This is a genomic window from Mycobacterium sp. (genome assembly GCF_025933915.1).
In the GTDB taxonomy this organism is placed as follows: domain Bacteria; phylum Actinomycetota; class Actinomycetes; order Mycobacteriales; family Mycobacteriaceae; genus Mycobacterium.
Genome location: NZ_JAICZA010000010.1, coordinates 21,359 through 43,143 on the forward strand (window position 1 = coordinate 21,359; position 21,785 = coordinate 43,143).

Below are 21,785 nucleotides of genomic sequence, written 5' to 3' on the forward strand. Positions count from 1 at the left end.
TCACCTGCCTGTGGAATTAAAGGTTCGAGATTGTGCGCCGAGCCGGGTCCGTCATCGGGCGAGGAGATCGACGCCGTTTCGGCGCCGAGTCCGAGGCGCTGAGTTCGAAATCGAAACACGTCGAAATTGCTCGCAATCCGTGAAGGCTTCACCGGCTTGGGGACCACGATATTACCGAGGGAGCAAATGCAACCTAATCAACTCCTGGGCAGGTGTCCATCCGGGCCGCTCGGTACCGAGTGCGCCACCACGTACAGTTAGTCGCGCGGCACACCGGAATTGGCGGCCGCTCGGCCGGTCTTCCGCTCGATGCGGCGGGCGGTGGGTGGAATAACCTTCACCGTTGAGCGGGTACCACGTTGTTCAAAAGGGGGTTGCCCATGACCAAGCCGCTGTCTGCCGCACCAGGCGTTCACACCGGAGCGCCACGCGCATCGGTTCCCCTGGCCAGTCGCATCCAGGGCGCCGTCACCAGCGTCGGAGTCAAGGTCATCCCGTGGATCCCGACCGCGGTGCGACGAGCGCTGGTCCGCGGCCGTTCGGTCATCATCGACGGCAACACCCTCGATCCGACCTTGCAGCTGATGTTGTCGGGCCTGCGCGCCGTCGGCATCGACGGGCTGGTGGTCGGCGACGACCCGCAGGCGTCGCGCGCCCAGATGCGCGAGTCCACGGTGGGCTTCCCCGGTCCGCAGATCCACGTCGACGTCAACGAGTTGTCGCTGCCCGGCCCGGCCGGTGCAATCGCGGCGCGGCACTATCGTCCGGCCGACGGCGAAGCGGCGCCCCTGCTGGTCTTCTACCACGGCGGCGGCTGGTCGATCGGTGACTTGGACACTCACGACACGCTGTGCAGGCTGACCTGCCGTGATGCCGGCGTCCACGTGTTGTCGATCGACTACCGGCTGGCTCCCGAGCACCCCGCGCCGGCCGCGATCGAGGACGCGTACGCGGCGTTCACGTGGGCGTACGAGCACGCCGGCGAGCTGGGCGCGACCCCGGGGCGGGTCGCGGTCGGCGGCGACAGCGCCGGCGGCAACCTCGCCGCCGTCGTGAGCCAGCGGGCGCGCGACGACGGCGGCCCAGCGCCGGTGCTGCAATGGCTGCTCTATCCGCGGACCGACTTCACCGCGCAGACCCGGTCACTGAGCCTTTTCTCGCGCGGCTTCCTGCTGACCAAACGGGACATCGACTGGTTCGAATCCCAGTATCTGCGGCGTTCGGATCTCGACCGGACGGATCCGCGCGTCTCGCCGGCGCTGGCCGAATCGCTGGCCGGACTGGCCCCCGCGCTGATCGCGATCGCGGGGTTCGACCCACTGCGCGACGAGGGCGAAAGCTACGCCGAGGCGCTGCGCGCCGCCGGGACCGCGGTCGACCTGCGTTACCTGGGCTCACTGACCCATGGCTTCGCCAGTCTGTTCCAGCTGGGCGGCGACAGCATGGTGGCGACGACCGAGTTGATCTCGGCGCTGCGCGCGCACCTGAGCCGGGTCTGAGTCGCTGAGCGGCGGGCGTCGGTAATCTAGAGGCGCCTTGTCCGACCGCTTGGTCGGCAGACCGACAACTCGAGTACCGAAAGATCAGGGAACCTGTGGCCGACAAACCCAAACGCCCCCCACGATTCGACATGAAGTCGGCCTCCGGCGGTAAATCCGGCCGACTCGTCCAGATCGGCGGTACCGCGTTCGTTGTGATCTTCGCGGTCGTCCTCGTCTTCTACATCGTGACGTCGCACCACAAGAAGCCCGCCACCACCGGTGCGGGGGACACGGTGCGGGTGACGTCGAGCAAGCTGGTCACCCAGCCCGGCAGCGACAACCCCAAGGCCGTGGTGACGTTCTACGAGGACTTCCTGTGCCCGGCCTGCGGTAACTTCGAGCGCACCTTCGGGCCGACGGTGTCTCGGCTCATCGACGTCGGGGCCATCGCGGCCGATTACTCCATGGTGTCGATCCTGGACAGCTCGAGGAACCAGAACTACCCGTCGCGGGCCGGCGCCGCGGCCCGCTGCGTCGCCGACGAATCCGTCGACGCGTTCCGCCGCTTCCATACCGCGCTGTTCACCACCGACATTCAGCCCAGCGAAACCGGCAAGAGTTTCCCGGACAACGCGCGGTTGATCGAAATCGCGCGTCAGGCCGGCGTCGTGGGCAAGGTGCCGGACTGCATCAACAGTGGCAAGTACCTGGACAAGGTCAGCGGCGAAGCGGCCGCCGCGCAGATCAAGGCCACGCCGACCATCAAGATCAACGGCGAGGACTACGACCCGTCGACACCCGAAGCGTTGGTCAGCAAGATCAAAGAGATCGTGGGCAACATCCCGGGCCTCGACGGCGCGGTCGCGCCGGCCGCCATGTGACCGGTGCGGTGTCGACAGAATCCGCCGATCCCAGCGGGGATCTGACCCCGGCCCGGGTACCGCCGCTCAGCGCCTGGTGGCTGCTGATCGCCGGGGTGGTCGGCCTAATTGCGTCGATGACCCTGACGGTCGAGAAGATCGACATCCTGCTCGACTCGTCGTATGTGCCGTCCTGCAACATCAACCCGATCCTGTCGTGCGGCTCGGTGATGATCACGCCGCAGGCGTCGCTGCTGGGATTCCCCAATCCGCTGCTCGGCCTGGTGGCCTTCACCGTGGTGATCGTCACCGGGCTGCTGGCGTTGACGAAAGTGACTCTGCCCCAATGGTATTGGGTGGGATTGACGGTCGGGGTGCTGGCCGGCGTGGTGTTCGTGCACTGGTTGATCTTCCAGAGCCTGTATCGCATCGGCGCGTTGTGCCCGTACTGCATGGTGGTGTGGGCGGTCACCATGTCACTGCTGGTGGTGGTCGCCTCGATCGCGTATCGCCCGGTGATGGGGGACCGGCGATCCGGTCTGGCGTGGGTGGTCCACGAATGGCGGTGGTCGATCGCCGCGCTGTGGTTCACCGCGGTGTTTCTCCTGTGCATGGCGCGGTTCTGGGACTATTGGTCGACGCTGCTGTAGGTATTGGCAGGTGACCCGGATCATCGGCGGCGTGGCCGGGGGCCGGCGCATCGCGGTCCCGCCCCGGGGCACCCGGCCCACCACCGACCGCGTCCGCGAGTCGCTGTTCAACATCCTGACCGCGCGCCGCGAGCTGAGCGGCCTTGCGGTGCTGGACCTGTACGCGGGCTCGGGCGCCCTGGGACTCGAGGCCCTCTCCCGAGGGGCCGCCACCGCGCTCTTCGTGGAGTCCGACCCGCGCGCCGCGTCCGTCATCGCGCGCAACATCGACACCCTGGGCCTGAGCGGTGCGACGCTGCGCCGGGGAGCGGTGGCGGCCGTGCTGGCGGCCGGCACCGCGTCCGCCGTGGATCTTGTCCTGGCCGATCCGCCCTACGACGTCGGGGCCGCCGAGGTCGAGGCGGTGCTGGCGGCGTTGACGGCGCATGGCTGGGTGCGTGAGGGCGGCGTCGCGGTGCTCGAGCGCGCGGCCGGCGGTGCGCCGCTGCGCTGGCCGGCCGGCTGGTCGATGTGGCCGCAACGGGTTTACGGCGACACCCGTTTGGAGCTGGCCGAACGGCTGTGAGTGGGCGTGTACCGTCATTCGTCATGGCGCCGCTCCTCCGCATCGCTTGCTCTGCATCGTCGCCGGCGCGCGTCATGGCGCCGCTCCTCCGCATCGCTTGCTCTGCATCGTCGCCGGCGCGCGACATGCGCGCCGCTCCTCCGCATCGCTTCGCTCTGCATTGTCGCCGGCGCGCGTCATGAGCGGCGCGGTGTGCCCGGGCTCGTTTGACCCGGTGACGTTGGGCCACATCGACGTCTTCGAGCGGGCGTCGGCTCAGTTCGATGAGGTGGTGGTGGCGATCCTGATCAATCCCGCCAAGAAGGGCCTTTTCGACCTCGACGAGCGGATCGCGATGATCAACGAATCGACGACGCATCTGCCCAATCTGCGGGTGGAGGCCGGAGAAGGCCTGGTCGTCGACTTCGTGCGGTCGCGGGGGATGACCGCCATCGTGAAGGGGCTGCGCACCGGCACCGACTTCGAATACGAGCTGCAGATGGCCCAGATGAACAAACACGTCGCCGGGGTCGACACCTTTTTCGTCGCGACCGCGCCCCGGTATTCGTTCGTGTCGTCGTCGTTGGCCAAAGAGGTCGCGATGCTCGGCGGTGACGTGTCGGAGTTACTGCCCGAACCGGTCAACCGCCGCTTGCGCGAAAAGCGTTCCGGGCGCACACGTTGAGCCCGGTCGACCGGAACACATCACCTACGCCGGCGCGGAACGTATTTTGAAGATCTGATTCGTCAAGAGGGGGTTTCGCGAGGTCGCCGACGTCGATAGGAGAACGGCAGCCATGACGGTAGAGAATCTCTTCGACGTCCCCGAGGCCGCGGCCGATCTGATCGCCCTGCTCGCCGACGAGGGAGTCGCGCACTTCTTCATCAATCCCGGAACGGATTCCGCCCCGATCCAGGAGGCGCTGGCGGCGGCGCGCGCGGCCGGCACACCGAGCCCGCGGGCGGTGTTGTGTGTCCACGAGAGCGTCGCCTTGGCGGCCGCCATCGGCCATCACATGGCCAGCGGCCGACCGCAGGCGGTCATGGTGCACGTCGATGCCGGGACGCTGAACCTGGGCTGTCAGCTGCACAACGCTCAGCGCAACGGGACTCCGGTGGTGGTGTTCGCCGGGCGCACCCCCTACAGCTCGGCGCCGGAGGTCCGCGGCCACCGCGACACCTACATCCATTGGCAGCAGGAGCAACTCGACCAGCCGGGCGTCGTGCGCAACTACGCCAAATGGCACATGGAGGTACCGCGCGGCCGCGAGCTGGCCCCGATCGTCCGGCGGGCATTCCAGGTCGCCCAATCCAGCCCGTCCGGGCCCGCCTACGTCATGCTGCCGCGCGAAGCCCTGATGGAGCCCGGCAGCCGCGCGTTGCCGCGCCGGCTGCCGCCGGCGATACCGCCCGGCCCGGACCCGGGGGCGCTGGGCCGGCTGGCGGGCATCCTGGTCGCCGGGCAGCGGGTCGTCATCGTCACCTCCAGGACGGCCGCGGAACCGGGGGCCGCGACCGTGCTGGCCCGCATCGCCGAATTGCTCGGTGCGCCGGTGATCGACCAGGGCGACCGCGCCAACCTGCCGCTCGGGCACCCGCTGCACATGGTGGGCGACGCGGCCCCGCTGGAAACCGCCGACACCGTGCTGCTGCTGGACTGCGAAGTGCCCTGGGTGCCCGCGCAGCTGGCCCCGCCCGCCGATGCGCGCGTGGTGCAGATCGACGCGGACCCGGTCAAGGCGAGCATGCCGCTATGGTCCTACCCGGTCGAGATCGCGTTGACCGCCGACACCCGGGTGACGTTGTTGCTGCTCGAACAGACCCTGCTGCGGCTGGCCACCGACGAGCGACGCGAGAAGTGGAGCGCGCGGCGGCAGGCGGCCGAATCCGATGTCGCGCAATGCCGCCGGGATGCGGTCCGCCGGGCCGCGTCCGATCGCCCGGCGGACGCACCCGACGCGATGCTGGCCGCGCTGGGCGGCGCGCTGCCGGAAAACGCCGTGGTCGTCCAGGAGGCCGTGACCAACCGGCCCGCCGTGGCCCGACAGATACAGCGGCCACCGGGGTACTTCTTCGACACGGGCGCACCGGCATTGGGCTGGGCGCTCGGAGGTGCCTTCGGGGTCAAACTCGCCCGGCCGGAGGCGCCCGTCGTCGCGATATGCGGTGACGGTTCGTTTAACTTCGGCGTGCCCACCGCCGCGTTGTGGTCGGCGCATCGCCATGGTGCGCCCTTCGTGACGGTGGTCCTGAACAATCACTCGTATCTGGCCTCCAAGTTGCCCGTGATGGAGTTGTACCAGGATGGAATATCGGTGCGGGAGAACGACTTTCCCGAGACACGACTCACGCCGGACACCGACTACGCCGCCCTCGCGCGGGCCTGCGGAGGCAGCGGACGCGGCGTGACCACGCCGGCCGAGATGCGTGAGGCCCTCGGATGGGCGCTCGCCGAGGCCGACGAAGGCCGGTGCACGGTGCTCGACGTGCGGTTGCCGCAACCCTGAGGCGCGTCAGGGGCGATGCGCGGGTTCCTCGGCGTCGGGGGAACCACCCATCATGCGCAGCATCGGCAGGCCCCCGGAGGTGACGAACCCGACGATCAGTAGGACCGCGAGCGCCAGGAAGGCGATGTTGAGCCAGGTCGTGTAGTTCCACGAGATCGACGCCTCCAGCACGGTCGCGGTGCGCTGGGCGGGAATGAGATTGGTTGTGCCGAAGATCAATTCGACCAGGTATCCGGCGGCGACCATCGCGGCGTAGAAGGTGCCCAGCAACGTCAGCATCATCCTGGCGCCGTAGTACTTGCGGTAGATGTTCAGGATCGGCAGGATCAACAGGTCGGCGTAGATGAACGCGATGACACCGCCGAAGCTGATGCCCCCGTTCCACAGCACCGCGGCCAGCGGAACATTGCCGATCGAGCACACAAAGGACACGATCGCCACGACCGGGCCCACGATCGGGCCCCACAGCGCCGACCAGACCGGGTGATCCACCAAAAAGAAGCTCTGCCAGAACTTTTCGGGCACCCACGCCGCGACGGCCCCCGCGATCAGCAAGCCCAGGATGAGGTCGCGCAGGATCGCCAGCCACTCCATCACGAACACGTGCGAGACCGAGGTGAAGCCCGGTGGGGAGAAGAGCCGTCGCCAGAACGAGCCGTCCCCTTTGATCGACATGTCCATGGCGGCATGGCCTTCCATCGACCCGGCGATTCCGCGCTCGGCCTGCTCGCGGGAGGCGTCGACGAGTCGCGAACGCACGAACAGCCGGAACAAGACGGCGAGCACCACGATCATCAAGGGGCCGCCGACGAACTCCGCGGCGGTGAACTGCCAGCCCATCAGCAGCGCCAGGATGATGCCCAATTCCACGACGAGGTTGGTGGAACCGATCTCGAACGCCATCGCCGCGGTGAAGTTCGCCCCCTTGCGGAATAGCGATCGCGCCAGGGCCACCGCGGCGTACGAGCACGACGAGGATGCCGCGCCCAACCCGGCGGACACCGCCAAGGTGCGCGGACGGTCGTCACCCATCAGGGCCACGATGGTCGAGCGCCGCACGACGGCCTGCACCACCGCCGAGAGGGCGAATCCCACGATCAGCGCCCACAGGATTTCCCAGGTCATCGAGCCCGCAAGCGTCAAGGCGTGCCCGACCGCCGATAGCACCGTCATCACTGCGACCTCCTGCGGTGAGCCGTTGGCGTGCGGTGTGTCCGTTCCGACGCGTCGGAGTATACCCCTCGGGGGTATCACGGCGCGGGCCGCGATGGTGTGGCGGCTTCTCCCACCCTAGAATCGCTGGCAAACAGTCGGGCCCGGGCGCGTCGACGCAAAACCCGCACCAGGGCAAACGTCGCGGCGGCGGGGCCCGGCGACGAATATGGACGGACGATCTCGCGCGGCCGCCGCCGCCGCGAAAACAGCGTGAACGGGCGCTTTCGCATGAAATTCACTCATCACGGCCACGCCGGGACCGGCGCGCCGGGGCGTCTAGGGCGCCGCGAACGGGCAAATACCCGACACACCGGCGTCGCCACCACTGTCACAGGGACATCACCAGGCACACTGGTAACAACAGGAGTTTTGCAGACGCCAGGAGGGTACGGCCGTGTATCGAGTGTTTGAAGCGCTGGACGAATTGAGCGCCATCGTCGAAGAAGCCCGCGGCGTCCCGATGACGGCCGGCTGCGTGGTGCCCCGCGGTGACGTACTGGAGCTGATCGACGACATCAAGGACGCGATTCCGGGCGAACTGGACGACGCCCAGGACGTGCTGGACGCCCGCGATTCCATGCTGCAGGACGCCAAGACGCACTCCGAGTCCATGGTTTCCTCGGCGACCACCGAGTCGGAGGCGATGCTCAATCACTCCCGCGCCGAGGCTGACCGGCTGCTGTCCGACGCGAAGGCGCAGGCCGACCGGATGGTGAGCGAAGCGCGCCAGCACAGCGAACGGATGGTCGGCGAGGCGCGCGAGGAGTCGATTCGCATCGCCACCGCGGCCAAACGCGAGTACGAGGCCAGCGTCGGCCGCGCCCAGGCCGAAGCCGACCGGCTGCTCGAAAACGGCAACATCTCCTACGAGAAGGCCGTGCAAGAGGGCATCAAAGAACAGCAACGCCTGGTATCGCAGAACAGCGTGGTGGAGGCGGCCAACGCCGAGGCCACCCGGCTCATCGACTCGGCGCACGCCGAGGCCGACCGGCTGCGGGGCGAATGCGACATCTACGTCGACAACAAGCTCGCCGAGTTCGAGGAATTCCTCAACGGCACCCTTCGGTCGGTGGGGCGTGGCCGCCACCAACTGCGGACGGCGGCCGGAACGCACGACTACGCGGTCCGCTAGCGTTTCGCGGCCCGTTCACCGGGCGGGCGCGCCCTGGAATTGTGCGGCCGGCGCCGTAGGATTTCTGATATGACGCGCCGGCACAGCACATCGTCGACTCGCGGCGCCGCGCCACGGCTATCCGGGCCGATGACGTTCGACATCACCCGGCTCGGGCGGCGGCCCGGCGCGATGGTGACTCTGCGGAAGACCGTGCCCAGCCCGGCGCGCATCGGCTTGGACATGATCGCGATCGAGGCCGGCGCCCCCCTGGACTTGGACCTACAAGTTCAGTCGGTGTCCGAGGGCGTCCTGGTGACCGGGACGGTGACCGCGCCCACCGCCGGCGAATGTGCGCGCTGCCTGACCCCGCTCGACGGCCAGGTGCACGTGCGGCTGACCGAACTGTTCGCCTACCCGGACAGCGCCACCGAGGCGACCACCGAGGCGGACGAGGTCGGCCATATCGTCGACGACATCGTCGACCTCGAGCAGTCCATCGTCGACGCCGTGGGACTGGAACTTCCGTTTTCGCCCGTGTGTACGCCGGACTGTCCGGGGCTGTGCCCCGAATGCGGAGTTTCCCTGGCCGCCGAGCCCGGCCATCACCACGACCTCATCGATCCGCGGTGGGCCAAGCTGGCGGGCATGTTCACGCCAGAGGCGGACGAGTCGCGGGGTGAGCAGTGAGCTCGCGGCAGGCTCTGCTCGACGCCCTCGGGGTTGAGCTGGCCGACGGGCTGCTGTCCTTGGCATTGACGCATCGCAGCTACGCCTACGAACACGGCGGGCTGCCGACCAACGAGCGGCTGGAATTTCTGGGCGACGCCGTGCTGGGCCTGACCATCACCGACGAGCTCTACCACCGCCACCCCGACCGGAGCGAGGGGGACCTGGCCAAGCTGCGGGCCAGCATCGTCAACACCCAGGCGCTGGCCGATGTCGGGCGAAAGCTGTGCGAGGGCGGCCTCGGGGTGCACCTGTTGCTGGGGCGCGGGGAGGCGAACACCGGTGGCGCGGGCAAGTCGAGCATCCTGGCCGACGGCATGGAATCGCTGCTGGGCGCGATCTACCTCGAGCACGGGATCGACGTGGCGCGCGAGGTGATTCTGAGGCTGTTCGGCCCGCTGCTGGATGCCGCGCCCACGCTGGGGGCCGGGCTGGATTGGAAGACCAGCCTGCAGGAGCTGACCGCGGCCCGCAGCATGGGTGCGCCGTCCTACGTTGTCACCTCCACCGGCCCCGATCACGACAAGGAATTCACCGCGGTGGTCGTGGTGGCGGACACCGAATACGGCTCGGGCGTGGGCCGCTCCAAAAAGGAAGCCGAGCAGAAGGCCGCGGCGGCGACCTGGAAAGCGCTGGAGGCGCTGGACACCGCGGGGACGACGTCCATCTAGATGGTGACCGTCTAGATGCCCGAACTGCCCGAAGTCGAGGTGGTGCGCCGCGGCCTGCAGGCCCACGTCGTGGGCAAGACGATCACCGCCGTCCGGGTGCATCACCCGCGCGCGGTGCGTCGCCACGAAGCGGGACCCGCGGACCTCACTGCCCGGCTGTTGAACGAGTCGATCACCGGCACCGATCGGCGCGGCAAGTACCTGTGGCTGCTGCTCGATAGCGACGCGGCGCTCGTCGTGCACCTCGGCATGAGCGGGCAGATGCTGCTCGGTACGGTGCCGCGCGCCGACCACGTCCGGATCTCCGCACTGCTCGACGACGGGACCGTGCTGAGCTTCGCCGACCAACGCACCTTCGGCGGGTGGATGCTCGCCGACCTGGTCGAGGTGGACGGCAGCGTGGTGCCCGAGCCCGTCGCGCACCTGGCGCGCGATCCGCTGGACCCCCGGTTCGACGCCGATGCGGTCGTGAAAGTGTTGCGGCGCAAGCACTCCGAGATCAAGCGGCAGTTGCTCGATCAGCAGGTGGTGTCGGGCATCGGCAACATCTACGCCGACGAGGCGCTGTGGCGGGCCAAGGTGCACGGGGCGCGGATCGCCGCCACGCTGAGCCGCGCGCAGTTGACCGCCGTGCTGGACGCGGCCGCCGACGTGATGCGCGATGCGCTGGCCAAAGGCGGGACCTCGTTCGATTCGCTGTACGTCAACGTCAACGGTGAATCCGGGTATTTCGACCGCTCACTGGACGCCTACGGGCGGGAAGGCGAAAGCTGCCGCCGCTGCGGCGCGGTGATGCGCAGGGAGAAATTCATGAACCGCTCGTCGTTCTATTGCCCGAAGTGTCAACCGCGCCCGCGACGTTGAGTGGCCTTCGGTGCCGCGGGATCACTCGAAGATGTCGCGGCGGCGCGGTGTCCCGGCGGGCAGCGCCGGGTCCACGAACCACTCGTGGCTGAACAGCGCACCGAACACCTGGGGCGGTAACCGCAGCAGTAGGCCGTACGCGCGCGCCGCCAGACCGGAACGGCCGATCTGGGAACGGTGCGCGGCAAAAGCATCTCGCTTCTGGCGGGCGAAGCGAAAGACGTTGACCCGGTGCGTGATTGTCGCGCGTGGGGCGTACACGCCGCGGACAATGTCGCGTTCGTACGGTCCGGGAAGGCGCAACAGGTGCGCGAGATCGCTGACCCGAAGCAGCATTTCGCGCGGCATCGTCACCTCGAGCACCCGGGGGGTCGCGGCGAGTTCGGCGGCTCGCTTGCCGACGTGATGCACCTGCACATGATCGCGATGGCCGTAGCCGCCGTTGGGCTGGTAGCTGAGCAGCAGATCGGCGTCCTCATCGCGAAGGATGGTGGCCAGCCGCCCCGCCGCCTCGTCGAGGTCCGCCCGCCCGAATCGAATACGTCCGGGCGGATCCGGATAGAACAGCGGGCCGTAGCCGCTGTCGGCGTAGCCGAGGCACTCAACCCGCTGTGCCCCGAGAATCGTTGCGCTTGACCGTAATTCGCCCAGACGGTTGTCGTCCTCGTTGTGGACCCGCCCGTCGGTCGCCGTGACCACGACGACGCGGTGCCCGGCGGCGGCGGCCCGCGCGAGGGTGCCACCGGTGAGCACGACCTCGTCGTCCGGGTGGGCGTGGAACGCGACGACGGTGGCCATGCAAAGCAGTATGCCCGCGCGTCACGACGCGGGTGCCCGGTAGAAATGAGCCATGGCCGAACTATGGGTGGAACGCACCGGAACTCGCCGCTACACGGGATACAGCTCGCGGGGAGCGCAGGTACTCGTCGGCTCCGAGGACGTCGACGGCGTGTTCACACCCGGCGAGCTGCTCAAGATCGCGCTCGCGGCCTGCAGCGGGATGTCCAGCGATATGCCGCTGGCCCGCCGGCTGGGCGACGACTACAAGGCGGTCATCAGGGTGTCCGGCGCCGCCGACCGCGAGCAGGAACGCTATCCGCTGCTCGAGGAGACGCTGCAGCTGGACCTGTCGGCGTTGGCCGCCGACGAGAAGGAGCGCCTGCTGGTCGTGGTCAACCGGGCCGTCGACCAGGTGTGCACTGTCGGGCGCACCCTGAAGTCCGGCACCACCGTCACCTTCGAGGTCGCCTCCGAGGCCAACTCCGGAGCCAACTCCGGAGCCAACGATGTCGGACCCTGACGCCCGGCTCACCGCCCAGGTGTACGGCAACGTCCAGGGGGTCGGTTTCCGCTGGTGGACGCGCTGCCGGGCGTTGGAGCTGGGCCTCACCGGCTATGCGGCCAACCAGGCCGACGGCTCCGTGCTGGTGGTCGCCCAGGGGGCGCGGCAGGCCGGCGACAAACTGCTGGACCTGCTGCGAGGCGGTGCGACATGGCCCACCCAGCCCGGCCGTGTCGACGAGGTCGTGGCCGACTGGTCGCAGCCGCAGGAGCGTTTCGAGGGTTTCGTCGAGCGCTGAAGCCCGCCGCGTCACACCAGCCACAGCGGCATCGTGTAAGCCTCCATGTGCAACGCGCGAACGTGCGAGCGCCGCCGCTATCACGTTTCAGAAGGCGCAATGCGTCTTCTTCCCGTGGCTGATGTGACCATTGTGACCAGTGCGTCGCCCGCGGAAACCACGGGCTTATTTCGGGTCGGCCGACACCCCTCGGTGCAGCTGCCCGGGGCGATTTGAGCGGTAGTCTGGCTCGCCGTGTACCTCAAGAGTCTGACGCTGAAGGGCTTCAAGTCCTTTGCCTCGCCGACGACTCTGCGTTTCGAGCCGGGTATCACCGCCGTGGTCGGGCCCAACGGCTCGGGCAAATCCAATGTCGTCGACGCCCTGGCCTGGGTGATGGGGGAGCAGGGCGCCAAGACCCTGCGCGGCGGCAAGATGGAGGACGTCATCTTCGCCGGGACCTCGTCGCGCGCCCCGCTGGGCCGCGCCGAAGTCACCGTCACCATCGACAACTCCGACAACGCGCTGCCCATCGAATACTCCGAGGTCTCGATCACCCGGCGGATGTTCCGCGACGGCGCCAGTGAATACGAAATCAACGGCAGCAGTTGCCGTTTGATGGATGTTCAGGAACTGCTGAGCGACTCCGGGATCGGCCGCGAGATGCACGTCATCGTCGGGCAGGGCAAGCTCGACGAGATCCTGCAATCGCGGCCCGAAGACCGCCGCGCGTTCATCGAAGAAGCCGCCGGTGTGCTCAAGCACCGCAAGCGCAAGGAAAAGGCCCTCCGCAAACTCGACGCGATGTCGGCGAACCTGGCTCGGCTCTCCGACCTGACCACCGAACTGCGCCGTCAGCTCAAACCGTTGGGCCGCCAGGCCGAGGTGGCCCGTCGCGCCCAGACGATCCAGGCCGACCTGCGCGACGCCCGGTTGCGGCTGGCCGCCGACGACCTGGTCAACCGCAAGGGCGAACGCGAGGCCATCTTCGAGGCCGAGGCCGCCATGCGGCGCGAGCACGACGAGGCCGCCTCACGGCTGGCCCTGGCCTCCGAGGAGCTCACCGCGCACGAAACGGCCGTGGGCGAACTCTCCGGTCGCGCCGAATCGGTGCAGCACACCTGGTTCGCGCTGTCCGCGCTGGCCGAACGGGTTGCCGCCACGGTGCGCATCGCCAGCGAGCGGGCTCAGCACCTCGACGTGGAGCCGGTCGCGACCAGCGACACCGACCCCAGAAATCCCGAAGACCTGGACGCCGAGGCCGAGCAGGTCGCGGTCGCCGAGCAGCGGCTGCTGGCCGAATTGGGCACGGCGCGCACCCGGCTCGATGGTGCCCGCGCCGAGTTGGCCGAACGCGAGCGCGAAGCCGCCGAGGCCGATCGGGCCCACATGGCGGCGGTACGCGCGGAGGCGGATCGGCGTGAAGGTCTAGCGCGGCTGGCCGGTCAGGTGGAAACGATGCGGGCGCGCGTCGAGTCGATCGACGACAGCGTCGTGCGCCTGTCCGAACGCATCGAACAGGCCGCCGCCCGCGCGCAGCAGGCCAAGGCCGAATTCGAAACCGTGCAGGGGCGCGTCGGCGAACTCGATCAGGGCGAGATGGGCCTCGACGAGCACCACGAGCGCACCGTGGCCGCGTTGCGGTTGGCCGACGCACGCGTGGCCGAACTGCAGTCCGCCGAGCGGGACGCCGAACGCCAGGTGGCCTCGCTGCGAGCCCGCATCGACGCGCTCGCCGTGGGGCTCGAGCGCAAGGACGGCGCCGCCTGGCTTACCCAAAATCATTCCGGCACAGGACTTTTGGGGCCGATGGCCAAGCTGGTCAAGGTTCGCTCGGGCTACGAAGCGGCGCTGGCCGCGGTGCTGGGATCGGCGGCCGACGCGCTGGCCGCCGAGAGCTTCGGCGCCGCCCGCTCCGCGGTCGCCGCGCTCAAACAGGCCGACGGCGGCCGCGCCGCGCTGGTGCTGGGTGACTGGCCCGCCGATCACCCCGCGCCCGACGCCGCCCCGGCGGGCGCGCTGTGGGCGCTCGACTTGATCGACGCTCCCGCGCGGCTGCGGGGGGCCGTCACGGCCATGCTCTCCGGCGTGGCGGTGGTCGACGACCTGGACCGGGCGCTGGCGCTGGTGGCCGCGCATCCCCGATTGCGCGCGGTCACCCTCGACGGTGACCTGGTGGGCGCCGGCTGGGTGAGCGGCGGCTCCGACCGCAAGCTGTCCACGCTGGAGGTGACCTCGGAAATCGACAAGGCCGGTGACGAGCTGACCGCCGCGGAAGCCCGGGTGGCTCAGCTGAGCGCGGCGCTCTCCGGCGCGCTGACCGAGCAGGCCGCCCGTCAGGATTCCGCCGAGCAGGCGCTGGCAGCCCTCAACGAATCCGACAGCGCCATCTCGGGGATGTATGAGCAGCTGGGCCGGCTCGGTCAGGAAGCCCGCACGTCGGAAGACGAGTGGAGCAGGTTGCTGCGGCAACGCGAGGAGCTCGAAGCGGGCCGGACTCAGACCGTCGCCGAAGTCACCGAACTGGAAACCCGGCTGCGCAACGCCCAAGACACCCAGCAGGCGCCGGCCGACGAACCGGTGAACCGTCAGCAGATCGCCGCCGCCACCGAAAACGCGCGCAGCGTCGAGGTGGAGGCGCGGCTCGCGGTGCGCACCGCCGAGGAGCGCGCGAACGCGGTGCGCGGGCGGGCGGATTCGTTGCGCCGTGCGGCCGCCGCCGAACGGGAAGCCCGGCTCCGCGCCCAGCAGGCGCGTGAGGCGCGATTGCGCGCGGCCGCGGTGGCGGCGGCGGTGGCCGACGCCGGCCGGCTGCTGGCGCAGCGGTTGACCGGGGTCGTCGATGCCGCGTCCACGATCCGCGACGGCCTGGCCGCCGAACGCCAGCGGCGTGCGACGGCGATGGCGGCGGTGCGTGACGAGGTGAACGCGCTGAGCGCCCGGGTGGCCGCCCTGACCGACTCGCTGCACCGCGACGAGGTGGCCAACGCCCAGGCGGCGATGCGGATCGAGCAGCTCGAGCAGATGGTGCTCGAACAATTCGGCATGGCACCGGCCGATTTGATCGCCGAATACGGTCCGGAGAATCAGCTGCCGCCGACCGATCTGGAGATGGCCGAGTACGAGCAGGCCAAGGAGCGCGGCGAGCAGGTTTTCGCGCCCGCGCCGATTCCCTACGACCGGGCCACCCAGGAGCGGCGGGCCAAGCGGGCCGAGCGCGAGCTGGCCGAACTGGGCCGGGTCAACCCGCTGGCGCTCGAGGAGTTCGCCGCGCTCGAGGAGCGCTACAACTTCCTGTCCACCCAGCTCGAGGACGTCAAGGCCGCCCGCAAGGATCTGCTCGGCGTGGTCGACGAGGTCGACGCCCGCATCCTGCAGGTGTTCAGCGAGGCCTACACCGACGTGGAGCGCGAATTCACCGAGGTCTTCACCGTGCTGTTCCCCGGCGGCGAGGGCCGGCTGCGGCTCACGGATCCGGGCGACATGCTCACCACCGGCATCGAGGTGGAGGCCCGTCCGCCGGGCAAGAAGGTCACCCGGCTCTCGCTGCTGTCCGGTGGCGAGAAGGCGCTGACCGCGGTGGCGATGCTGGTGGCGATCTTCCGGGCCCGCCCGTCACCGTTCTACATCATGGACGAGGTGGAGGCGGCCCTCGACGACACCAACCTGCGTCGCCTGATCTCGCTGTTCGAGCTGCTGCGGGCGCGCTCGCAGCTCATCATCATCACGCACCAGAAGCCGACGATGGAGGTCGCCGACGCGCTCTACGGCGTGACCATGCAGGGCGACGGCATCACCGCGGTGATCTCCCAGCGGATGCGCGGCCAGCAGGTGGAGCAACTGGTCACGACCTGATCAGCCAGGGCCGGTGGCCGGGCGGCACCGCACCGCTTGAAACAATGTCAGCGTGTCCCAAGGTCTTTGGATCGCGCTCGCGGTCCTGATAGTTCTAGCCGTCCTGGTCGTGCTGGTCGCAGGCCTGCTGCGGTACCGCCGCCGGCGCCGGATCAGCTTCTCGACCCGGACCGAACCCGGCGCGATCGACCGCTCCGGCGGATACACCGCGTCCTCGGGCATCACCTTCAGCCAGACCCCGACCGCCCCGCCGGCCGAGCGGCTCGACACCACCGGATTGCCCGCGGTGGGCGACGACGCCGCCGTTCCGCGCGACGCGCCGCGGCGCACCATCTCCGACGTCGAGCTCCCCGAACCCGAGCCCGAAACCCCGGCGGCCCCCGACCTCGAGGAGATCGCGCCGCCGGAGGGCCGCCTCGAGCGGCTCCGCGGCCGGCTGGCCCGGTCGCAGAACGCGTTCGGCCGCAGCGTGCTGGGCCTGCTCGGCGGCGGCGACCTGGACGAAGAGGCCTGGCAGGACGTCGAGGACACCCTGCTCGTCGCCGACCTGGGCCCGGTGGTCGCCGAAGCGGTGATCTCCCAGCTGCGCAGCCGGCTGGCCGGCAGCGACGTGCGCACCGAGGCCGACGCCAAGGCCGTGCTGCGCGACGTGCTGATCACGGAGCTGCAGCCCGGCATGGACCGCTCGATCCGGGCGCTGCCGCACGCCGACCATCCCTCGGTGCTGCTGGTCGTCGGCGTGAACGGCACCGGGAAAACCACCACCGTCGGCAAGCTGGCCCGGGTCCTGGTCGCCGACGGGCGACGCGTCCTCCTGGGCGCCGCCGACACCTTCCGGGCCGCGGCCGCCGATCAGCTGCAAACCTGGGCGTCGCAGGTGGGTGCGGAGGTGGTGCGCGGGGCCGAAGGCGCCGACCCGGCATCGGTGGCGTTCGACGCCGTCGACAAGGGCATCACCGCGGGCGTCGACGTGGTGCTCATCGACACCGCGGGCCGGCTGCACACCAAGGTCGGCCTGATGGACGAACTCGACAAAGTCAAGCGCGTGGTGACGCGCCGCGCCGCGGTCGACGAGGTGTTGCTGGTGCTCGACGCCACCATCGGGCAGAACGGGCTGGCCCAGGCCCGGGTATTCGCCGAGGTCGTCGAGATCACCGGTGCCGTCCTGACCAAACTGGACGGAACGGCCAAGGGCGGCATCGTCTTTAGGGTCCAGCAGGAACTCGGAGTGCCGGTCAAGCTGGTCGGGCTCGGCGAGGGCCCCGACGACCTCGCGCCGTTCGAACCGGCCGCCTTCGTCGACGCGCTGCTTGGCTGACGCCCCCGACGCGGCGAGCGGGACGTTAATCCCGCTGAAACACGCCGGCACCATTGCCGAAACAACCATTGCGCAATCTTCTGGATCAGGTCATCGGACGCATGTCCGACATCCCGTTGCGGCCCGACCGGAGGAGATTGCGAGTGACATACCCGATACTGGGCCAGCCCAACACCGGCGATACCGCCTGGATGCTGGCCAGTTCCGCGCTGGTGCTGTTGATGACGCCGGGTCTGGCGTTTTTCTACGGCGGTATGGTGCGCGCCAGAAGCGTGCTGAACATGCTCATGATGAGCATCAGCGCGATGGGCGTGGTCACCGTGCTGTGGGTGCTCTACGGCTATTCGCTCGCCTTCGGCGACGACGCCGGTAGCGGCGTCGTCGGAAAGCCAACCTCGTTTTGGGGTCTGAAGGGCCTCATCGGCGTCAACGCAGCAGCCGCCGATCCGAGCAAAGGGACTGCGGCAACGGACATTCCGCTCGCCGGCACCCTGCCCGCGACCGTGTTCGTGGCATTCCAGCTGATGTTCGCGATCATCACCGTCGCCCTGATCTCGGGCGCGGTGTCCGACCGGCTGCGCTTCGGCGCCTGGCTGGTGTTCGCCGGCCTGTGGGCGACGTTCGTCTATTTCCCGGTCGCCCACTGGGTTTTCGCGTTCGACGGCTTCGCCTCCGAGCACGGCGGCTGGATCGCCAACAAGCTGCACGCGATCGACTTCGCCGGCGGGACCGCGGTCCATATCAATTCCGGTGTGGCGGGCCTGATGCTGGCGATCGTGCTGGGGAAGCGGCGCGGCTGGCCCACCACGCTGTTCCGGCCGCACAATTTGCCGTTCGTGATGCTCGGCGCCGGATTGCTGTGGTTCGGGTGGTACGGGTTCAACGCCGGATCGGCCACCAGCTCCAACGGCGTCGCCGGGACGACCTTCATGACCACCACGGTCGCGACGGCCACCGCGATGCTCGGCTGGATGCTCACCGAACGCATCCGCGACGGCAAGGCGACGACGCTGGGAGCGGCGTCCGGCATCGTCGCGGGCCTGGTCGCCATCACACCGTCCTGCTCGTCGGTCAACGTCCTGGGTGCGCTTGCCGTGGGTCTGGTCGCCGGGGTGGTGTGCGCGCTGGCGGTCGGCCTGAAATTCAAGTTCGGCTTCGACGACTCGCTCGACGTGGTCGGGGTGCACCTGGTCGGTGGTCTGGCCGGCACGCTACTGGTGGGCCTGCTCGCCGCGCCGGAGAGCCCGGCCATCAACGGCGTCACCGGGGTGTCCAAGGGTTTGTTCTACGGTGGCGGCTGGGCCCAGCTCGAGCGGCAGGCGATCGGCGCGTTCAGCGTTCTCATCTACTCTGGGGTGGTTACGCTGATCCTGGCTTTGATCCTGAAGTACACCATCGGGCTTCGTCTCAACCCAGAGGCCGAAGCCGCGGGTATCGACGAGGCCGAGCACGCCGAGAGTGGTTACGATTTCGCCGTGGCTACCGGCTCGGTTCTTCCGCCCCGGGTCGCTGTGGCGGATACCCGCAACGGCGTGAAGGAGGAGCGAGTGGGCGACAAAGTGGAGGCAGAGCAGTCATGAAGCTGATCACCGCGATCGTTAAGCCGTTCACGCTCGATGACGTGAAGACCAGCCTCGAGGACGCGGGTGTCCTGGGGATGACGGTCAGCGAAATCCAGGGCTACGGACGGCAGAAGGGTCACACCGAGGTCTACCGCGGCGCCGAATACTCCGTCGACTTCGTGCCCAAGGTGCGGATCGAGGTCGTCGTCGACGACTCCATCGTCGACAAGGTCGTGGACAGCATCGTCCGGGCGGCGCGCACCGGCAAGATCGGTGACGGCAAAGTGTGGGTCAGTCCCGTGGAAACCATTGTGCGCGTGCGCACCGGCGAGCGCGGAACCGATGCGCTGTGACACTTTTCGTCAATCGCTGATTCGACCCGGGCGGGCCGCGCGGGCATGACCCCGAACGGCTCCGATCCGTCCGGGCACGTAGCGGGGACAGGAAGCGCCGGCGGGGCAGTCGATTTGGCCGTCTCGCGTCGCCAACTGCTGGCCGAGGGCAGCAAGCTGCACGCCGCCGAACTGCGCCATGCCTGGCTGGATCTGCACGAATCGTGGCTGATGGCCAAGGCGGCCGAGATCGAGATCGACGACGACAGCGGCTTCGCGATCGTCGGCATCGGCGGGCTTGGCCGCCATGAGCTGTTGCCGTATTCGGATCTGGATCTGATGCTGTTGCACGACAACAAGTCCGACGACGTGTTGGGCAAGGTTGCCGACAGGCTGTGGTATCCGCTGTGGGACGCCAACGTCCGGCTCGACCACAGCGTGCGGACCGTCTCCGGGGCCCTGGGTGTCGCCAACGCCGACATGATCGCGGCCCTGGGCATGCTGGACGCGCGCCACATCGCCGGCGACGCGCGGCTGTCAGAGGAATTGATCTCCGGTGCCAGACGACAGTGGCGCAGCGCAATTCGCTCCCGGATGGACGAGCTCGTCGAGATGACCCAGGCCCGCTGGCAGCGCTGCGGACGGATCGCGCAGCGCGCCGAGCCGGACCTGAAATCGGGCCGCGGCGCCCTTCGCGATGTGCAATTGCTGGACGCGCTGGGCGTGGCCCAGCTCATCGATCGCCACGGTATGGCCCGCCCGGAATCGCCGGGGGGCTCGTTGGACGATGCCCACCTGACGCTGCTCGACGTGCGCACCGAGCTGCACCGGGTGTCCGGGCACGGACGCGATCAGTTGCTGGCGCAGTACGGCGACGAACTCAGCGCCGCCTTGCACATCGGCGACCGATTCGACTTGGCCCGCAAGCTGTCTGACGCCGGGCGCACCATCGCCTACCACGCCGAGACGGGGCTGCGCACCGCCGAGAACGCGCTACCGCGCCGCGGGGTGTCGGCGTTGGTGCGCCGGCCCAAGCGCCGCCCCCTGGACGAGGGTGTCGTCGAGTATGCGGGAGAGATCGTGCTCGCCCGCGACGCGCGTCCCGACACCGACGTGGGCTTGGTGCTGCGGGTGGCCGCCGCCTCGGCCGACACCGGGTTGCCGATCGGCGCCGCCACGCTGAGCCGCCTGACCGCCGCCGCGCCCGAAATGCCGGTTCCCTGGCCGCGGGAGGCGTTGGACGACTTACTGGTTGTGCTGTCCGCGGGGCCGACGACGGTAGCCACCATCGAAGCGCTCGACCGCACCGGGCTGTGGGGTCGATTGCTACCCGAATGGGATGCGATCCGCGACCTGCCGCCGCGCGACGTCGCGCACAAATGGACGGTGGACCGCCACGTCATCGAGACGGCCGTCAACGCCGCGCCGCTGGCCACCCGCGTGGCACGGCCCGACCTGCTCGCGCTCGGCGCGCTGCTGCACGACATCGGCAAGGGCCGCGGCGTCGATCACAGCGTGCTCGGTGCGGGGCTGGCCCTGGATATCGGGCCTCGGCTGGGGATCTCGCCCACCGACGCGGAGCTGCTGGCGCAGCTGGTCCGCCACCACCTGCTGCTGCCGGTGGTGGCGACCCGAAGCGATCTGAACGATCCCAAAACCATTGAGCGCGTGACGAAAACGCTCGGTGGAGACCCGCTTCTGCTCGAAGTGCTGCATGCGCTGACCGAAGCCGATTCCAAGGCCACCGGCCCTGGGGTGTGGAGCGAATGGAAGGCGTCCCTGATCGAGGAGCTGGTCTGGCGCTGCCGGCTGGTGATGGCGGGGGAGCCGCTCCCGAAAGCCGAACCTGCCGCGCCCCAATACCTTTCGCTTGCTGCCGATCGCGCTGTCCACGTGGAAATCAAGCCCAGCGGCGGCGAGCGGCTGGACGTCGTGATGGCCGCGCCGGATCAGCGGGGACTCGTCTCCAAGGCCGCCGCTGTGCTGGCGCTGAACTCGCTGCGCATCCATTCGGCGTCGGCCAGCACCGACGCGGGTTTCGCGATCGTCGAATTCGTGGTGTCGCCGCTGTTCGGTTCACCGCCGGAGGCGGGTCTCCTGCGCCAGCAGTTCACCGGCGCGCTGGCCGGTGATGTCGACGTGTTGGGGACGCTGGAGAAGCGCGACAGCGACACCGGCGTGGGGGCGACACGGGCCGGCGAGGTTCAGGTCGGGGTGCCCGTGACGCGTTCGACCGCCCCGCCCCGAATTCTGTGGGTCGATACGGCCAGCGTCGATCAGTTGATCGTCGAAGTCCGCGCCATGGACCGCCTGGGGCTGCTCGCCCTGCTGACCCAGGCGCTCGAGCGCGCGGGAACCGACATCGTCTGGGCGAAGGTCAACACGTTCGGGTCGACGGCGGCCGACGTCTTCTGCGTGACGGCCGCCGACGCCGGGCACCGCGCGCGAGACGCGGTCGAGCAGAGCCTGCTCGCCGCGCTGGGTGGTCCGGCGGTCGAAGTGCTCGAGGAACCCGTCGGCGACTGAG

The 21,785-nt window shown here is 69.1% G+C and carries 19 protein-coding genes and 1 pseudogene; 17 read left to right on the top strand and 3 right to left on the bottom strand.

Going from position 1 to position 21,785, the window contains the following annotated elements:
• A pseudogene (locus Q0W90_RS02770) lies at positions 1–231 on the bottom strand (oxidoreductase); the annotation flags it as partial.
• A gap of 149 nt (positions 232–380) precedes the next feature.
• On the opposite strand from Q0W90_RS02770, the gene Q0W90_RS02775 reads away from it, so the two are divergent.
• From Q0W90_RS02775 to Q0W90_RS02800, 6 genes are all read left to right on the top strand, one after another.
• Positions 381–1,499 (top strand): alpha/beta hydrolase, encoded by a 1,119-nt coding sequence (locus Q0W90_RS02775; protein ID WP_297773044.1) that lies wholly within the window; start codon positions 381–383, stop codon positions 1,497–1,499.
• Between the two features lie 95 nt (positions 1,500–1,594).
• A complete protein-coding gene (locus Q0W90_RS02780; RefSeq protein WP_297773046.1) occupies positions 1,595–2,362 on the top strand; it encodes a DsbA family protein in 768 nt (255 codons plus the stop codon).
• Positions 2,359–2,991, top strand: a complete 633-nt coding sequence (locus Q0W90_RS02785) for a vitamin K epoxide reductase family protein (protein WP_297773050.1) — start codon at positions 2,359–2,361, stop codon at positions 2,989–2,991. The genes Q0W90_RS02780 and Q0W90_RS02785 overlap by 4 nt, the downstream gene beginning before the upstream one ends.
• A 10-nt stretch (positions 2,992–3,001) precedes the next feature.
• Positions 3,002–3,556, top strand: coding sequence for a 16S rRNA (guanine(966)-N(2))-methyltransferase RsmD (rsmD, locus tag Q0W90_RS02790; RefSeq protein ID WP_297596137.1), 555 nt, complete (start codon positions 3,002–3,004; stop codon positions 3,554–3,556).
• 178 nt (positions 3,557–3,734) lie between these two features.
• Positions 3,735–4,220, top strand: coding sequence for a pantetheine-phosphate adenylyltransferase (gene coaD / locus Q0W90_RS02795; protein ID WP_297596135.1), 486 nt, complete (start codon positions 3,735–3,737; stop codon positions 4,218–4,220).
• 112 nt (positions 4,221–4,332) lie between these two features.
• Positions 4,333–6,042: a thiamine pyrophosphate-requiring protein gene (locus Q0W90_RS02800; protein WP_297596133.1), complete on the top strand. Its 1,710-nt coding sequence runs from the start codon at positions 4,333–4,335 to the stop codon at positions 6,040–6,042.
• A gap of 6 nt (positions 6,043–6,048) precedes the next feature.
• Here the strand turns inward: Q0W90_RS02800 and Q0W90_RS02805 are convergent, their stop codons facing one another.
• The gene (locus tag Q0W90_RS02805; protein WP_297773053.1) at positions 6,049–7,215 is read right to left on the bottom strand and encodes a permease; all 1,167 of its coding nucleotides are present in this window, start codon (positions 7,213–7,215) and stop codon (positions 6,049–6,051) included.
• Between the two features lie 436 nt (positions 7,216–7,651).
• Here Q0W90_RS02805 and sepIVA point away from each other — a divergent pair, with 436 nt between their 5' ends.
• From sepIVA to mutM, 4 genes are all read left to right on the top strand, one after another.
• Entirely contained in the window at positions 7,652–8,389 is a 738-nt protein-coding gene (sepIVA, locus tag Q0W90_RS02810) for a cell division protein SepIVA (protein WP_297698044.1), read from the top strand.
• Between the two features lie 69 nt (positions 8,390–8,458).
• Positions 8,459–9,058 (top strand): DUF177 domain-containing protein, encoded by a 600-nt coding sequence (locus Q0W90_RS02815; protein WP_297773056.1) that lies wholly within the window; start codon positions 8,459–8,461, stop codon positions 9,056–9,058.
• Positions 9,055–9,768, top strand: a complete 714-nt coding sequence (gene rnc / locus Q0W90_RS02820; RefSeq protein ID WP_297698041.1) for a ribonuclease III — start codon at positions 9,055–9,057, stop codon at positions 9,766–9,768. Before Q0W90_RS02815 ends, rnc begins: the two co-directional genes overlap by 4 nt.
• 15 nt (positions 9,769–9,783) lie before the next feature.
• A complete protein-coding gene (gene mutM / locus Q0W90_RS02825) occupies positions 9,784–10,632 on the top strand; it encodes a DNA-formamidopyrimidine glycosylase (RefSeq protein ID WP_297698039.1) in 849 nt (282 codons plus the stop codon).
• A 21-nt stretch (positions 10,633–10,653) separates the two neighbouring features.
• Here mutM and Q0W90_RS02830 read toward each other — a convergent pair whose 3' ends face one another.
• The gene (locus Q0W90_RS02830; RefSeq protein ID WP_297698036.1) at positions 10,654–11,430 is read right to left on the bottom strand and encodes a PIG-L family deacetylase; all 777 of its coding nucleotides are present in this window, start codon (positions 11,428–11,430) and stop codon (positions 10,654–10,656) included.
• Positions 11,431–11,482: 52 nt separating this feature from the next.
• On the opposite strand from Q0W90_RS02830, the gene Q0W90_RS02835 reads away from it, so the two are divergent.
• From Q0W90_RS02835 to Q0W90_RS02865, 7 genes are all read left to right on the top strand, one after another.
• Positions 11,483–11,932 carry an OsmC family protein gene (locus tag Q0W90_RS02835; RefSeq protein WP_297698034.1) on the top strand — a complete coding sequence of 150 codons (450 nt, stop codon included), beginning with the start codon at positions 11,483–11,485 and terminating at the stop codon, positions 11,930–11,932.
• A complete protein-coding gene (locus tag Q0W90_RS02840; RefSeq protein WP_297773059.1) occupies positions 11,919–12,212 on the top strand; it encodes an acylphosphatase in 294 nt (97 codons plus the stop codon). Before Q0W90_RS02835 ends, Q0W90_RS02840 begins: the two co-directional genes overlap by 14 nt.
• Positions 12,213–12,446: 234 nt before the next feature.
• Positions 12,447–16,046: a chromosome segregation protein SMC gene (gene smc / locus Q0W90_RS02845; protein WP_297773061.1), complete on the top strand. Its 3,600-nt coding sequence runs from the start codon at positions 12,447–12,449 to the stop codon at positions 16,044–16,046.
• A 52-nt stretch (positions 16,047–16,098) separates the two neighbouring features.
• Entirely contained in the window at positions 16,099–17,364 is a 1,266-nt protein-coding gene (gene ftsY / locus Q0W90_RS02850) for a signal recognition particle-docking protein FtsY (RefSeq protein WP_297773063.1), read from the top strand.
• Between the two features lie 101 nt (positions 17,365–17,465).
• Positions 17,466–18,944 carry an ammonium transporter gene (locus Q0W90_RS02855; protein WP_297598253.1) on the top strand — a complete coding sequence of 493 codons (1,479 nt, stop codon included), beginning with the start codon at positions 17,466–17,468 and terminating at the stop codon, positions 18,942–18,944.
• On the top strand, positions 18,941–19,279 hold the full coding sequence (gene glnB, locus Q0W90_RS02860) for a nitrogen regulatory protein P-II (protein WP_003878721.1): 339 nt from the start codon (positions 18,941–18,943) through the stop codon (positions 19,277–19,279). Before Q0W90_RS02855 ends, glnB begins: the two co-directional genes overlap by 4 nt.
• A gap of 45 nt (positions 19,280–19,324) precedes the next feature.
• Complete coding sequence (locus Q0W90_RS02865; RefSeq protein WP_297773066.1) at positions 19,325–21,784, top strand: [protein-PII] uridylyltransferase; 2,460 nt, start codon at positions 19,325–19,327, stop codon at positions 21,782–21,784.
• The last annotated feature ends 1 nt before the right edge of the window (position 21,785 follow it).

Coding starts and splice junctions, on each gene's coding strand:
- Q0W90_RS02840 (WP_297773059.1), top strand. CDS start 11,919: ATGTCGGACCCTGACGCCCGGCTCACCGCCCAGGTGTACGGCAACGTC.
- mutM (WP_297698039.1), top strand. CDS start 9,784: ATGCCCGAACTGCCCGAAGTCGAGGTGGTGCGCCGCGGCCTGCAGGCC.
- Q0W90_RS02800 (WP_297596133.1), top strand. CDS start 4,333: ATGACGGTAGAGAATCTCTTCGACGTCCCCGAGGCCGCGGCCGATCTG.
- Q0W90_RS02835 (WP_297698034.1), top strand. CDS start 11,483: ATGGCCGAACTATGGGTGGAACGCACCGGAACTCGCCGCTACACGGGA.
- Q0W90_RS02855 (WP_297598253.1), top strand. CDS start 17,466: ATGTCCGACATCCCGTTGCGGCCCGACCGGAGGAGATTGCGAGTGACA.
- Q0W90_RS02815 (WP_297773056.1), top strand. CDS start 8,459: ATGACGCGCCGGCACAGCACATCGTCGACTCGCGGCGCCGCGCCACGG.
- Q0W90_RS02830 (WP_297698036.1), bottom strand. CDS start 11,430: ATGGCCACCGTCGTCGCGTTCCACGCCCACCCGGACGACGAGGTCGTG.
- coaD (WP_297596135.1), top strand. CDS start 3,735: ATGAGCGGCGCGGTGTGCCCGGGCTCGTTTGACCCGGTGACGTTGGGC.
- Q0W90_RS02775 (WP_297773044.1), top strand. CDS start 381: ATGACCAAGCCGCTGTCTGCCGCACCAGGCGTTCACACCGGAGCGCCA.
- glnB (WP_003878721.1), top strand. CDS start 18,941: ATGAAGCTGATCACCGCGATCGTTAAGCCGTTCACGCTCGATGACGTG.
- Q0W90_RS02865 (WP_297773066.1), top strand. CDS start 19,325: ATGACCCCGAACGGCTCCGATCCGTCCGGGCACGTAGCGGGGACAGGA.
- Q0W90_RS02805 (WP_297773053.1), bottom strand. CDS start 7,215: ATGACGGTGCTATCGGCGGTCGGGCACGCCTTGACGCTTGCGGGCTCG.